Annotated in this window: 11 protein-coding genes; 9 read left to right on the top strand and 2 right to left on the bottom strand. The window is 60.9% G+C overall.

Features of this window, described 5'->3' with window-relative positions:
- Positions 1 to 17 precede the first annotated feature (17 nt).
- Entirely contained in the window at positions 18 to 557 is a 540-nt protein-coding gene (locus ACPYOJ_RS05265; RefSeq protein ID WP_481415302.1) for a chromate transporter, read from the bottom strand.
- Positions 550 to 1,245, bottom strand: coding sequence for a chromate transporter (locus tag ACPYOJ_RS05260; RefSeq protein ID WP_481415301.1), 696 nt, complete (start codon positions 1,243 to 1,245; stop codon positions 550 to 552). Before ACPYOJ_RS05260 ends, ACPYOJ_RS05265 begins: the two co-directional genes overlap by 8 nt.
- 467 nt (positions 1,246 to 1,712) lie before the next feature.
- Between ACPYOJ_RS05260 and ACPYOJ_RS05255 the strand changes: the two genes are divergently transcribed.
- The 9 genes from ACPYOJ_RS05255 to ACPYOJ_RS05215 form a co-directional block, all read left to right on the top strand.
- Entirely contained in the window at positions 1,713 to 3,224 is a 1,512-nt protein-coding gene (locus ACPYOJ_RS05255; protein ID WP_481415300.1) for a tripartite tricarboxylate transporter permease, read from the top strand.
- On the top strand, positions 3,221 to 3,769 hold the full coding sequence (locus ACPYOJ_RS05250; protein WP_168830219.1) for a tripartite tricarboxylate transporter TctB family protein: 549 nt from the start codon (positions 3,221 to 3,223) through the stop codon (positions 3,767 to 3,769). The genes ACPYOJ_RS05255 and ACPYOJ_RS05250 overlap by 4 nt, the downstream gene beginning before the upstream one ends.
- A gap of 280 nt (positions 3,770 to 4,049) precedes the next feature.
- Positions 4,050 to 5,054, top strand: coding sequence for a Bug family tripartite tricarboxylate transporter substrate binding protein (locus ACPYOJ_RS05245; protein ID WP_481415299.1), 1,005 nt, complete (start codon positions 4,050 to 4,052; stop codon positions 5,052 to 5,054).
- Positions 5,055 to 5,129: 75 nt separating this feature from the next.
- Positions 5,130 to 6,920, top strand: coding sequence for a thiamine pyrophosphate-binding protein (locus ACPYOJ_RS05240; RefSeq protein ID WP_481415298.1), 1,791 nt, complete (start codon positions 5,130 to 5,132; stop codon positions 6,918 to 6,920).
- Between the two features lie 36 nt (positions 6,921 to 6,956).
- Positions 6,957 to 7,814, top strand: coding sequence for an NAD(P)-dependent oxidoreductase (locus tag ACPYOJ_RS05235; RefSeq protein ID WP_481415297.1), 858 nt, complete (start codon positions 6,957 to 6,959; stop codon positions 7,812 to 7,814).
- Positions 7,815 to 7,927: 113 nt separating this feature from the next.
- Positions 7,928 to 9,145, top strand: coding sequence for a cupin domain-containing protein (locus ACPYOJ_RS05230; RefSeq protein ID WP_481415296.1), 1,218 nt, complete (start codon positions 7,928 to 7,930; stop codon positions 9,143 to 9,145).
- Positions 9,146 to 9,250: 105 nt separating this feature from the next.
- Positions 9,251 to 10,756: an ethanolamine ammonia-lyase reactivating factor EutA gene (locus ACPYOJ_RS05225; protein ID WP_481415295.1), complete on the top strand. Its 1,506-nt coding sequence runs from the start codon at positions 9,251 to 9,253 to the stop codon at positions 10,754 to 10,756.
- 196 nt (positions 10,757 to 10,952) lie between these two features.
- Positions 10,953 to 12,191, top strand: coding sequence for a cupin domain-containing protein (locus ACPYOJ_RS05220; protein WP_481415294.1), 1,239 nt, complete (start codon positions 10,953 to 10,955; stop codon positions 12,189 to 12,191).
- On the top strand, positions 12,140 to 13,692 hold a 1,553-nt coding region (locus ACPYOJ_RS05215; protein ID WP_481415293.1), incomplete at its 3' end, for an ethanolamine ammonia-lyase reactivating factor EutA. The genes ACPYOJ_RS05220 and ACPYOJ_RS05215, both read left to right, overlap by 52 nt.

Raw genomic sequence — 13,692 nt, 5'->3', positions numbered from 1 at the left:
CTCAAAGGTGCTGTCGCTCAGGCAATCCCGGCCAGGTTCAACAGGAAAAAGGAGGCTCCTACCGCACCGAGGATCGGATAGGGGCCAATCTTGGTGAACATTAGCAGCGAAACGGCGATTGCGATCGTCGCAATCTCGATCACCCCGACACCAGCGGAGCTTGCGACGGCAAATACCCCGGCAAAGATCAGACCGACGGCGACCGGCGCCAGCCCGCGTTCTGCGGCCATTGCCCAGGCGGTGTGCCGATGGCGATTCCAGATGCTGCCCAAAATGCATACGAGGAGCGAGGAGGGGAGAAAAATCGCGACTGTCGCGGCGATTGCGCCGGTCAGCCCGCCAATATGCCAGCCAATCAGCGCGAGGATCAGAGTGCCCGGTCCCGGAGCCGCGCGCGAGATGGCGTAGAAATCCGTGAATTCACGGGCCGTTAGGAAATTATGCACGTCGACGACCTGATGCTGCAGCCCCGCCACGATCGACTGGCCTCCGCCGAAGGACACCAGCGACAACGGGATGCAGAGCAGGACAAGATTGAGCAACTTGCCATCATCCATTTTTCTTCTCCTGCTTAATAAGGAAGGCGCACACGATGCTGAAGGGTATGGCGCCCGCGACCACGGGAATGAGAGGCCAGCGCAACACGCCGACCACCACAAAAACGGCAATGGCGATGAGCGATGGCACCAGCTGCTGCCGCACCCTGCGCGATGTCTTGATTCCCATCGTCACCGAGGAGGCGAGGCCGACGCAGGCGAGCCCGCGCAACACCGTGTGTGTCTGCGGATAGGCGCTCAGCTGCTCATAGACCATGCTCATCAGCAGAATGACGGTGAAAGCGGGCAATAACATCCCGAACAGTGCAACGACGGCGCCGGTCCAGCCCCGCAGCTTCAGGCCGATATAAACCGCTAGGTTCATCGGATTGGCACCTGGCAATATCTGCGCGATCGTCAGTGTTTTGATGAAATTGTCGTCATCGAGCCACTTGCGGCGCTCGACGATCTCTCTGTGCGTCCATCCGGCCATGCCTCCCCCGAACGAAGAAGCGCCCAATCTCAGGAATGATGTAAGGAGCGCTCCGAGGGAAACCTCCGGCTCCGATGCTATCGTCTTGTTGTCGACTGGCTTGTCCAACCGGTCCCTCCCATCGCCGAACTTCCATTTTCCCGGCACCGTGCCGGGCCGGCGCGAAGCACCGTCCTGCAGAAAATGATACTTGCGGCGCTCGGGAGTCCACGCCATTTCGCTTAACGATCAGAATAAGAAAAACTTACTCTTCGTCATGTTCGTTGAATTTTACCGTTGAACATCAAGGGTCGTTGGCGGGAATTTGTGATTTTATTTATACTCGAAGGCCCAAAACCGAGCTATATAAAAAGCTGCTGACACGGCGTCTGACCACCCTTCAGAATCTATTAAAAATGGTGAAGATTTCGAAGAAAACCATTTAACTATAGGGAGTTAGACGTGTTCCTCACAGCGGAACCGTGTCCCTCCTACAGGAATGCCTCTTGCCAGCCCGCATAAAAAGTGATGGACTAAGCATAAATTTTTGCTTTGGACAAAATTTGGGGGAGTGTCCCTAATGCAAAAACTGGCCGGACCTAAAGTAAACCGGCGTGGACAGATCGGCCGCCGAGGAGCAAGCGGTCAATTGATGGAAACCAGCTTGATGCCGAGAGGCCATCAGCGGGAGGAGTTAAACTGAAATGATTGAGACTATGTTCGGGGCGCTCTTCGGCCTCGTGAGCTCCCCACACATTATGGGCCTGATGTTGGTCGCCGTTGTGTGCGGCCTTATGGTTGGCGTAACGCCGGGTATCGGCGGCAAGCTGTCGATCGCCATGGCCATTCCGTTCGTCTATGGCATGGATATGGTGGCAGGCGCCGTCTTCCTCTTGACGATGCATGCCGTCAACGGCACTAGCGGTCAGATATCGAGCATTATGTTCGGCATCCCCGGCGACGGGGACGACGCGGCAACGACGCTCGACGGTTATCCGCTTGCCAAGCAGGGACAGGCTGCCCGCGCGCTAGGCGCCAGTATCACGGCGTCCGGCGTCGGCGGTATTATCGGTGCGGTCGTCTTTGCGATCATGATCCCGATCCTCGAGCCGGTCATCCTGATGTTCAGCCCGGCTGAGTTCTTCCTGATCGCGCTGCTCGGTATTAGCTTCATCGCGTTCCTTTCGAGCGGCAGCCGTATCGTCAAGGGTCTGATCGTCGGCTTCTATGGCTTGATGCTGTCGACGGTCGGCATGGATCCGGTCACCGGTACGCCACGCTATGCAGGCGACTTCCTCTTCCTGTGGGACGGCGTCAGCCTGGTCACCGCGGTTCTCGCCATGTTTGCCGTGCCTGAAATGATCGCGCTCAGCACCAAGGGCGGCTCGATTTCCGCCGTGGCGATGGACAAGGGCTTTTCATACAAGCAGCTTTTCTCGGGCGTCATGGAAGTGCCGCGCCATTGGTGGCTGGTTGTTCGCACCTCGGTGATCGGTGCCATCATCGGCATGATCCCTGGTCTCGGCGGTTCGACTGCAGCCTGGCTCTGCTATGGCCATGCAGTTCAAAGCTCCAAGCACCCGGAACGCTTCGGCAAGGGCGCGATCGAAGGCGTCATCGCGCCGGAAACCGCCAGCAACGGTAAAGAAGGCGGCTCGCTGCTTCCGACACTGTTCTTCGGCATCCCAGGCAGCTCGGGTATGGCGGTCCTGCTCGGCGCATTCCTGATCCTCGGAATCCAGCCCGGCGCCTTGATGGTCACCAAGCATCTCGACCTCGTCTGGACGCTGATCTGGGCTCTGGTGGTTGGCAACCTGATCGCCGTAGCAATGCTGCTTGTTATCTGTCGGTGGGTCGCGGTACTCACATTCGTGAACGGCCGCATGCTCGTGCCTTTCATCCTTGTGTTCGTATCGCTCGGCTGCTTCGTCAGTGACTTCCAGTGGCAGAACCTAGTGATGCTCGTGATCTTCAGCGCCATCGGCTACGGCTTCCTTCGTGCAGATTGGCCACGTGCGCCTTTCGTCATCGGCCTTGTGCTCGGCGGCAAAGCGGAAGCATCGCTGCACCAGGCGCTTCAGCTCTGGGGTTACAGCTTCTTCCTTCGCCCGCTCTCGCTCGTGCTGATTGCCATGATCGTCTCGCTGATGGGCTATGCCTTCTATCGTAACTTCCGGCCGGCAGCACGCCGCCACAACGCAGAGGTCAGCCCATGACCATGAAGAATGTAACGTTCAGTACCTGCCTCACCGTTGTCATGCTGGTGATCTTTACCTCGATGGTCGGGCTATCTTTCGGATTTCCAGCCAAGGCGCGTTTCATGCCGCTGGTCGTTGGTGTGCCTGGCATCGCGCTTTGTCTGATCCAGCTCGCGATCGATCTCTTCCGTTCGCCGGCAGCGCCTGCTGCCGCATCGGTTGGTCAGGCGATTGCCGCCGCCAGCTCGCCGGAGAGCGGCAGCGACGAGGCTGAGCTGCCGGAATTCGGCCCGCACACCGCGCGCCAGGAGCTGGTGATGGCCGCCTATTTCGTCAGCTTCATCGCCGGTGTCGTCGCCTTTGGTTTCTACATCAGCGTGCCTATCATGCTGCTGACGTTCCTAAAGCGGCAGGCAGAGTGCAGCTGGAAGCTTTCTGTCGCGCTCGCGGCAGCTGCGACGCTCGTCCTTTATCTGGTGTTCGGCAGGTTGCTTGGCATCGAGCTTCATCCGGGCCTCGTCACCCCCTGGGTACTACACGCCCTCGGGATCAACACGATCTAACAGCGGCAAGGCAATTGTCGTCGGGTCGCAAGGAGGCCTTACGGGAGAATGGATGTTCGCTCCGGGCGCGGCGGGACGCCTATGCCGCCGCGATTTCGGATCCGGAACTCCTGAAAGGCCGAGGCACTGGAACTGCCGGTCACTTAGGAGGTTGGCGAAGCGGTAGCTTCGTCCGTTCAATGCGCGCTCGACCAACCACCAGAGATCGTCGAGTTCGTAAGTCAGACTATCAACTGAGATTAACCGTGTATCGCATGCACAGCTCAATGGGAGGGAAGTAATGAACATGCAATCCATTCGTATGGCGGCTTTTGGCGCCGCTGCGCTGACCGCGCTCTGGACAGGCAATGCGTTTGCTCAGGAAGGTCCGGAATTTTTCAAGGGCAAGACGGTCAACTATATTGTCGCGACCGCACCGGGCGGCGGCTATGACACCAACGGCCGACTCGTCGCACAGTTCATGCAGAAGCACCTGCCGGGTTCGACGTTCGTCGTTCAGAACATGCCGGGCGCGGGCCATCTGATCGGGGCGAACTTCATCTATGCTTCCGATCCCGACGGCCTGACCTTCGGCACGTTCAATACCGGCCTGATCTACAGCCAGCTTTCCGGCAACCCGGGCATCAAGTTCGATCTCGCCAAGATGTCGTGGATCGGAAAGGTTTCGTCTGATCCGCGCGTCATCGTCGTTTCCAAGGATTCGGGCATCAACAGCTACGAAGACCTGGCGAAGCTCCAGGAGCCGATCAAGTTCGCATCTGCCGGCGTCGGCAGCGCATCGACCATCGAAACGACAATGCTCGTCAAGGCGCTCGGTCTGAAGATCGAGGTTGTCTCGGGTTACAACGGCAGTGACGACCAGCTCGCCATGCGCCGCGGCGAGGTTCAGGGCATCATCGGCTCGCGTTCCACCTTCCAGCCCTTCGTTGACGCTGGAAACGGCAAGTTGATCGCGCAGATCGGCGGCTCGGAAACCGACGTGCCGCAGCTCGCCAGCTTCGTCAACAATGACGACGCAAAGCGCGTCATCGCGCTCGTCGAATCTCAGAGTGATATTTCGCGTCTGACCGCGGGGCCGCCTGATATGCCAGCCGACCGCCTCAAGACTCTGCGCGACGCCTATACCGCGGCGACGTCCGATCCGGAATTCCTTGCCAAGGCTAAGGAAATTGGTCTCCCCGTCGATCCGAAGATGGGTGACGACGTCGGTAACCTGGTCAAGAACGCCATGAACCAGACTCCTGAGGTGGTGGGCTTCCTGAAGGATTCGCTGAAGGACAACTGACCGGAGGCAATCTCGAACTGGCGGGCGGCTACGAGAGCCGCCCGTATTTTGACCGGATCAGGAAGGGGGGAGACAGTGGATAAGGTAATGGTCGCGGCCGAGGAGACGGCTGTGAAGAAGGACGGTGGACCTTCGGCATGGCAGTCGGACATTATTGCCGACCTGATCAAGCAATACGGATTTCCGTTCATCACGCTCAATCCGGGAGCCAGCTATCGCGGCCTCCATGACTCGCTGGTGAACCATAACGGCAATAATCCGCCGATGCTCGTCTGCCAGCACGAGAAGGTTGCGGTGCAGATCGCTCACGGTTACGCGAAGGCGACCGGCGAACCATTGGCCGTGATCGTCCATAACGTGGTTGGATTGCTGCACTCGACCATGGGCGTCTACTACGCCTACACCGACCGGGCGCCCGTCTTCTTGATCGGCGCGACCGGCCCGATGGACGAAGGTAAGCGCCGTCCGCGCGTCGACTGGGCGCATACAGCCAACGTCCAGGGCAACCAGGTCCGCGACTATGTGAAGTGGGACTACCAGCCGGGTGGCATCGACGGCGTCGTCGACAGCTTTGCTCGCGCCTATTCGATCATGATGACCGAGCCGCGCGGCCCGATCTATATGTGCTACGACGCCGCGTTGCAGGAAGCGCCGCTGGAGGCGCCAATTGCGCTGCCCTCGCCGAAATCGGCCAAGGTGCCGAGCCGCATCGCGCCCGATCCGAAGGCGCTCGAGGAAGCGGCTGACAGGCTCGTTTCGGCCGAATGGCCGGTGCTGCTGCCGCAATTCGTCGGCCGCGACAAGAACGGCTATTCCGACATGGTGGGCCTGGCAGAGACGCTCGGCGCGCCCGTGGTCGATACACAGTGGCGCCTGAACTTCCCGACCGAGCATCCGCTCGACATGCGGATGAGCAAGGACATCTTCAAGCGGGCTGACCTGATCACGCTGCTCGACTGCCGCGACTGGGAACGGCCGACACATGTCAACGACCGCATCAACCGCACGCTGAAGCCGCTCTTTCCGAAGGGCTGCGACTGGCTCGATATCGGCTTCGCCGACATTGAGATCTCCAAGTGGGCGACGGATTATCAGCGCTTCCCCGAGACGGCGCAACGCGTGCTTGCCGATACGGCGCTGGCGATCCCGGCGCTGACGTCGCTGATCAAGGATCGCGTCAAGGGCGATGCCAAGCTTGCAAGCCGCATTGCTGAACGTGCAAAGGCCGTCGGTGCCATGCACGACGCCCAGCGCGCCAAATGGCGCGAAGAGGCCCGAAACGATTGGAACGCCAAGCCTGTGACGCTCGCTCGCCTCGCGAGCGAGGTGTGGGATAAGATCCAGCACGAGGATTGGGTGCTGACCACCAACGCCTTCGAAGATTGGGCGCTGAAGCTCTGGGATTTCGACAAGCCTTACCGCTGGCCGGGCAAGGCGCTTGGCACCGGCACGCAAATTGGCATGGCGACAGGTATTGCGCTCGCTCATCGAGGCACCGGCCGCCTGGTGGTCGATTGCCAGACGGACGGCGATCTCATGTTCGACGTCGGCGCGCTGTGGTTTGCCGCCAAGCATCGGGTTCCGTTCCTCTGCGTCATGCATAACAACCGCGCCTACTACAATGACTGGGAACACCAGATCACCGTCGCCCGCCAACGCGGTACGCCGGAGGAGCGCGCTCATATCGGCATGGATCTCTTCGATCCGGCGCCGGACTTTGCGACACTCGCCCGCGGCCTCGGTTGGTATGCGGAAGGTCCGATCGAGGATGCGAATGACATCGGCGCTGCCCTCGAGCGCGCCATCGCGCAGGTCAAGAACGGCGTGCCGGCCTTGATCGACGTCGTGACGCAGCATGAGGGCTAAATTCGTGACAGTACGCAAATATCTGTGGAGGCAGGCATGAAGGTTGCAGTCGTCGGTACGGGGGAGATGGGGTTGGCTATGGCCGGCCACATGCTCGACAAAGGCCATGAGGTCTCAGCCTTCGACATCAACGCCGAAAGGCTGGCTGCCGCCGGCGCACGCGGCATCGCCGTCAAGACGGCGCTCAGCGATCTTTCCGAGGCCGAGCTTTACGTTCTGGTCGTCGCAAGCGACCAGCAGGTGATCGATGTCTGCGAGGAACTGTCGGAAAGCGCGGCTGCGGGATCGGTCATCGCGGTCGCAGCGACGATCAATCCGGAGACGATGCTTCAGCTTGGGCCGAAGCTCAAGGAAAAGGGCATCGGCCTTGTCGATGCGCCCGTCGTCTACGGAGCCGCCGGTGCAAAATCCGGCACGCTGCTGACGCTTTGCGGCGGAACGGAGGAGGATGTCGAGCGCATTCGCCTGGCGCTGATGTGCTACAGCCGCGATGTGTTGCGCGTCGGCCCGTTGGGCGCCGGCCAGATCGCCAAGGCCTGCAACAATCTGCTGCACTGGGTTCACTGCGTTGCGAACTACGAAACGCTCCTGATCGCCAAGCGTTATGGGATCGATGCCCAGCGCATGCGCGAGATCCTGCTGCTCTGCCCCGGTACGAACGGAACGCTCGCCCGCTGGGATACGACGCGTTTCACCTGGCAGGAAAAAGACATGGATGTGACGCTGGATCTGGCGCAGAAGGCGGGATTGATGCTGCCGCTCGCCGGTCAGGTCGACCAGATCATCAAGTCCTTGAAGGCCGATGATGTGAAAGGGCTGCTCTACGGGCCTGAAGCCAACTATCTCGGCAGGGTCGTTCGGCCGCTGCCGGCCTCCGAGGGAGGTCTTGCCTGAGCGCCCGCTGTTGCGGCGCCTTTAAAGTTCACGCCCGCACGTGTGTGCCGGATCGCTCCGGCACTTTGGCTTGGCGGGGAAAACTGAAGCACTGAAATGAAAGCGATGTTGTTATGGCCAATGAAAAGACAACCGTGACCGATCCGGTTCCGACCGCCGATCCCAGCAATTCGAAATTCCTTGTCGATCCGTATCGCGACTGGGCCCAGGGCGAGGGGATCCCGATCCATTTCGACCTCGGCCATGACCTGCTTGCGCTCGAGACCAGCGCGTGGGACCGCTATGACGCCCGCGGCTGCTTTGCCCATACCGTTGGCATGGGCGATTTCATGACGAATTACGTCATCGAGGTTCTGCCGGGCAAGAAGACACGGCCGGTCAAGCATCTCTACGAGGCCTTCTTTTACGTGCTGTCCGGCTACGGCTCGACGACGGTCTGGCTGCCGAACGGCGAAACCCGGACGTTCGAATGGGGCCCGAAGGCGCTGTTTGCCATTCCGCTCAACTGCCAGTACCAGTTCCACAACGGCTCCGGCCAGGAAACCGTGCGGCTGTCGTGCACCAACGATGCGCCGCTCAGCATCAACCTCTATCACAATCTGAAGTTCATCTTCGACAACGACTTCGACTTCGACGACCGTGTCGGCGGCACCAAGCATTTCGAAGGCGAGGGTGTGCTTTACACCTATGGCGCCGAATCCGCCCGCAAGATCCAGAATGTCTGGGAAACCAACTTCGTCCACGACCTGACGAGCTTCAAGCTCTATGAGTTCGACGGTCGCGGCAAGGGCTCGCTCAACGTCAACTTCGTTCTCGCTGACGGCACGATGCATTCGCACGTGTCACAGATGCCGGTCGGCCGCTACAAGAAGGCGCATCGCCATGCAGCCGGCACGCACGTGCATGCCGTCGACGGCGAGGGCTATTCGCTGATGTGGTACGAGGGCGATTCCGAATTCAAGGAAATCCCCTGGCGCCACGGCTACATGTACACGCCGCCGTTCTGGATGTACCACCAGCACTTCAACACCTGCGACCAGCCGGCCCGCTACGTCGCCTGCTCGCTCGGCAGCCGCCGCTATCCGTTCATCTCTCTGCGCCGCAAGAGTGCCGAAGGCGGCGGGGCGACGTCGGTCAAGGATGGCGGTCGCCAGATCGAATACGAGGATCAGGATCCGCGCGTCCATCGCAAGTTCCTCGAGGAACTGCAGAAGACCGGCGTGCCGTCGGCCATGGGCGATATCTTCGACGAGCCGGCAGTCCTGGCGCTCCCGAAGGCAAGCCTGACCGGCGTCATCCAGACCCCGATCCTCAAGGGACCGGCAAGCTGATCTTGAAGGCAAATCGAGTCCCCGTTGTGAAACGGGGACTTCCTTTGATGCCGGTTCCATCCGGCGCCGGCGAGAGCCGGCAGAAACGCACAGGAGATACCGCGCGTGCACGATCTCGATTTCGAACACGAGCATGGCGATCTGTCCGAAGACGAACGCAAGGCGATTTCCGACTGGCTGTGGCAGCAGGAGACAGTCGAGCTTCTGACCGTCGGCATCGACATCGGCAGCTCGACATCGCACCTGCTTTTTGCCCGCGTGACGATGCGCCGCGAAACCGAAGATCTCTCCAGCCGCTTCACCGTGATCGACCGGCAGGTGGTCTGGCGTTCGCCCATTCTGCTGACGCCGTTCCTGCCCGATGGCACGATCGATGCGCATGAACTGCGCCATTTCTTCGCGCATTGTTATGAAGATGCGGGATTCAAACGCAGCCACATCGATACCGGCGCGGTGATCCTGACCGGCGAGGCCATCAAGCGCAAGAATGCCCGGGCCATTGACGAAATCTTCGCACACGAGTCCGGCCGCTTTGTCTGCGCGACGGCGGGCCACAAACTGGAATGCATGCTGGCGGCCCACGGATCGGGTGCAACCGAACTGTCAAGGAAGCGCAATGCGCGGGGGCTGCACGTCGATATTGGCGGCGGCACGACGAAACTCGCGCTGATCAGCAAGGGAGAAATCCTGAGCGTGTCGGCCTTCGCAGTCGGCGGGCGACTGATCGCCCAGGACAAGACCGGCACCTGGTCGCGCGTGGACGAATCGGCGCAGATCGTCGCAAGGGAACTCGGGATTGCGACGGACGCGGAAACCCTTGCGAAATCGGAACACCGCCAAGCCATAGCAAAGCGCCTTGCCGCCGTCGCAGTCGATCAGATCCTCGGCGTTCCGCTCGATGCCCTCGGCGAAGAGCTTGAGCTGACCGAGCCGCTGGAGCGGATCGGCAAGCCGGACTACATTACCTTCTCGGGCGGCGTGTCCGAATATATTTTCAAATATGAAACCGCCGGTCATGGGGACATCGCACAGATGCTTGCCCAGGAGATCATCGCCCAGCTTACCGAGCGTCTCGACGTGCCGATCGTCGATGCCGGCCAGCGCATCCGCGCAACGGTCATCGGCGCATCGCAGTTTACCGTGCAGGTGAGCGGCAAGACCATGTATCGCACTGGCGACAAGGGGCTGCCGTCACATAATATTCCGGTGGTCCATCTCGGCCGCGCCATTCCGGAAGTGGTGGATGCGGAAGCGATCACCGCTGCGTTCAAGGGAGCTGCGTCCCGCCAGGACACGAACATCAATGCGCCTTTGGCGCTGGCTTTTACGTGGACGGGACTTCCGGACTACGGCCGGCTGCTTGAAGTTGCGAAGGCGGTCAAGGCCTTCGCCGCGCCCTCTGGCCGGCGAGAGGAACTGCTGGTCCTCGTCATCGACGGGGATGTCGGACAAACGCTCGGCCGCATTCTCGATCGCGAGCTTGCGATCGGTCCGAACCTGATTTCCATCGACGGCGTCCAGCTGAAAGACCTTGATTTCGTCGATCTCGGGGAGTTCATCAACCCGCCGGGCGTCATTCCGGTCGTCATCAAGTCGCTGCTTTTTTCCTAGGCGAAGAAGATCGGCGAACCGTCGCGAAAGTCGTTGATTTCACGCGGGAGCGGATGTACGTTAGGATTAAAGAAGAACAACGTTCCTTATAGAGGAACGAATCATCTGGCGGCAGGTGCCGCGGTCATCGGGAGGAACTCTGCGGCGCGCGGCAAGCAGCGATGGCAGGCCTCATAATCGAGAGGAGTAAGACGATATGCATCAGGATCCATTGGGCGGCGGTACAGGAACGCACTGGCATGAGCCGGCAGGCACCAAGAAGGCGGGCTTCGGCGAATTCAAGAAGCAGCCGACCCCCTATGACCAGTTCATGGAAGAAGAGGGTATCCCTGTATTCCGCGACCTCGGCGTCGACAGCGTCAAGAACCTGCCGCTGAAGTCCTGGAAGCGCACCGGCGGGCGCGGCACCTATATCCAGCTCTACGGCACGGAAACGAAGTGGGGCTGTCACCTGGTCGAGGTTCCCGCAGCAGGTGCGCTGAACCCTGAAAAGCACATGTACGAGGAAATCTACCTCGTCGTCGAAGGCCGCGGCTCGACCGAAGTCTGGCTCGACGGCGAGAGCAAGAAGCACGTCTTCGAATGGCAGGAAGGATCGATGTTCTCGATCCCGATGAACGCCATGCACCGCATCGTCAACGCCACCAACAGCCCGGCGCTGCTGCTCGGCGGTACGACCGCTCCGAACGTCCTGAACCAGATCCAGAACGTCGACGCCGTCTTCAACAATCCCTTCCTCTTCCGTGACCGCTTCTCCGGCGCCGACGACTTCTACAAGTATCGCGAAGAGATCGAGCCCGATCCGGTCCGTGGCCTCGCGATGCGCCGCACCAACTTTATGCCGGATGCCGTCAACTGCGAGCTGCCGCTCGATAACCGCCGCTCGGTCGGCTATCGCCGCGTCGAGCCCTTCATGACCAATAACGCCTTCTACTACTGGATCGGCCAGCACGAGAACGGCCGTTATTCCAAGGCGCACGCCCATACCTCGGCAGCGATCCTGATCTGCCTCAAGGGTCAGGGCTATACCTATACCTGGCCGGAAGAATGCGGCGTTAACCCGTGGGCGACCGGCCATGCCGATCGCGTCCGCCGCCTCGACTACGGCCAGTATGGCATGGTCACGGCTGCTCCCGGCGGCGCGCGCTGGTATCACCAGCACTTCAGCGTCTCCAAGGAACCCTTCCGCCTGACGGCCTGGTTCGGCCCGCACAATCCGGGCCGCGACCCGGGCGCGCCCGGCGAAAAGCATACCGATTACACCGCGATCGACGTCAACGAAGGCGGCACCGCGATCCCGTACTGGATGGAAGATCCGCAGATTCGTCAGGAGTATGAGGCGCTTCTGAACAAGAACGGCGTCGAAGTCCGCATGAAGCCGGAATGGTACGAAAAGCCGGCCGATACGACCGCGAAGAAGTCGACCGTCGTCTGATCATGTCGGACGACACGGAGGAACAGGGCGGCCGCATATTCTTCTCGAATATCGGCCGCAGCATGGAAGTCGAAGACGAAATCGTGCTGGTCAGCGTCGGCATCGATATCGGCTCTTCGACCTCCCATCTTGCCTTTTCGCGTATCGTGCTCGAGCGGCTCGATACGCGTTACATGGTGGTCGAACGCACGCTGCTGCATCAATCGGACGTGCTGCTGACGCCCTATCGCGGCGAGGACGAGATCGACGCGGACGTGCTCGGCGCCTTCATCAAGGCGCAGTACGAGGCGGCCGATATCACGCCTGAGTCGATCGATACAGGCGCGCTGATTCTCACCGGTGTCGCCGTTCGGCGCAGCAATGCGCGGGCGATCGGCGAACTCTTCTCCGAGCAGACGGGGAAGTTCGTCGTCGTCAGTGCCGGCGACGGCCTGGAGACGACGCTTGCAGCCTTCGGCTCCGGCGCCGTCTCGCGCTCCGGCAAGACGGGCGAGACCGTGCTCAACGTCGATATCGGCGGTGGCACCTCGAAGCTCGCGCGCGCTTCCAACAATGCCATCCAGGCGATCGCGGCGATCGATATCGGCGCCCGCATCGTCGCCTTCGATGACGAGCGCAGGATCAATCGCGTCGAGGAGGCCGGCCGCTACTTCGGCCGCCGTGCCGGCGTTCGCGTCGAACTCGGCGAAGTGCTTTCGCAAGAGGATGCGCAGAAGCTTGCCGATGCAATGGTCGACCAGCTCTTCGAGGCCATGCAGGGTGGGGAGATGAGCGCCGAGACATTGAAGCTGCATCGCTTGCCGTCACTGCCGGCAGCACCGCTGCCCGATGTCGTGACCATTTCCGGCGGCGTTTCGGAATTCCTCTATTCTGAGACCGCGGCCGAGTTCAGCGATCTTGGGCCGCTTCTGGCCAAAACGCTGCGCAAGCGGCTGGAAGGCTGGGGTCCGCGACTGGAGAAGCCGGAACAGGGTATCCGCGCCACTGTGGTCGGTGCCTCGCAATATACGGTGCAGGTGAGTGGCAGCACGATCTTCGTGCATCCGCTGGAGACGCTGCCGGTCCGCAACGTGCCGGTTATCAAGCCTGCGATCGTCTTCGGCGACGAGATTGATCGTGCCGATGTCGCGGCCAAGATTCGCGACTCGCTGGCCCGCCTCGATCTCGGCGAGGGCGATAACCCGGTGGCGCTCTGCTACGACTGGGAGGGATCGGCAAGCTATCGCCGGCTCGACGATTTCTGCCGCGGCGTCGTGGACGGTCTCTCGGCCATCCTCGACAAAGGTCATCCGCTGATCCTCGTCGGCAACGGCGATGTCGGGGGACTGGTTGGCATGCATTGCAAACTGGAGACCGGAATCGGGACGCTTGTGTCCATCGACGGGATCAAGCTCGACGAGTTCGATTTCATCGATATCGGCGCAATGCTGGAGACCTCCGGGGCCGTTCCGGTCGTCATCAAGTCGCTGGTGTTTCCGGACAGGCACCTTGGCAGAGCTTC

The sequence above is a fragment of the Rhizobium sp. SVR5-9E genome (genome assembly GCF_056755095.1).
The sequence above is the reverse complement of the archived record's forward strand: the minus strand, read 5'-3'. Positions and strand labels throughout refer to the sequence as shown.

Excerpts from the sequence above, each read along its gene's own strand:
- ACPYOJ_RS05250 (WP_168830219.1), top strand. The coding sequence starts at position 3,221 with ATGACCATGAAGAATGTAACGTTCAGTACCTGCCTCACCGTTGTCATG.
- ACPYOJ_RS05255 (WP_481415300.1), top strand. The coding sequence starts at position 1,713 with ATGATTGAGACTATGTTCGGGGCGCTCTTCGGCCTCGTGAGCTCCCCA.
- ACPYOJ_RS05220 (WP_481415294.1), top strand. The coding sequence starts at position 10,953 with ATGCATCAGGATCCATTGGGCGGCGGTACAGGAACGCACTGGCATGAG.
- ACPYOJ_RS05260 (WP_481415301.1), bottom strand. The coding sequence starts at position 1,245 with ATGGCGTGGACTCCCGAGCGCCGCAAGTATCATTTTCTGCAGGACGGT.
- ACPYOJ_RS05235 (WP_481415297.1), top strand. The coding sequence starts at position 6,957 with ATGAAGGTTGCAGTCGTCGGTACGGGGGAGATGGGGTTGGCTATGGCC.
- ACPYOJ_RS05230 (WP_481415296.1), top strand. The coding sequence starts at position 7,928 with ATGGCCAATGAAAAGACAACCGTGACCGATCCGGTTCCGACCGCCGAT.
- ACPYOJ_RS05245 (WP_481415299.1), top strand. The coding sequence starts at position 4,050 with ATGAACATGCAATCCATTCGTATGGCGGCTTTTGGCGCCGCTGCGCTG.
- ACPYOJ_RS05265 (WP_481415302.1), bottom strand. The coding sequence starts at position 557 with ATGGATGATGGCAAGTTGCTCAATCTTGTCCTGCTCTGCATCCCGTTG.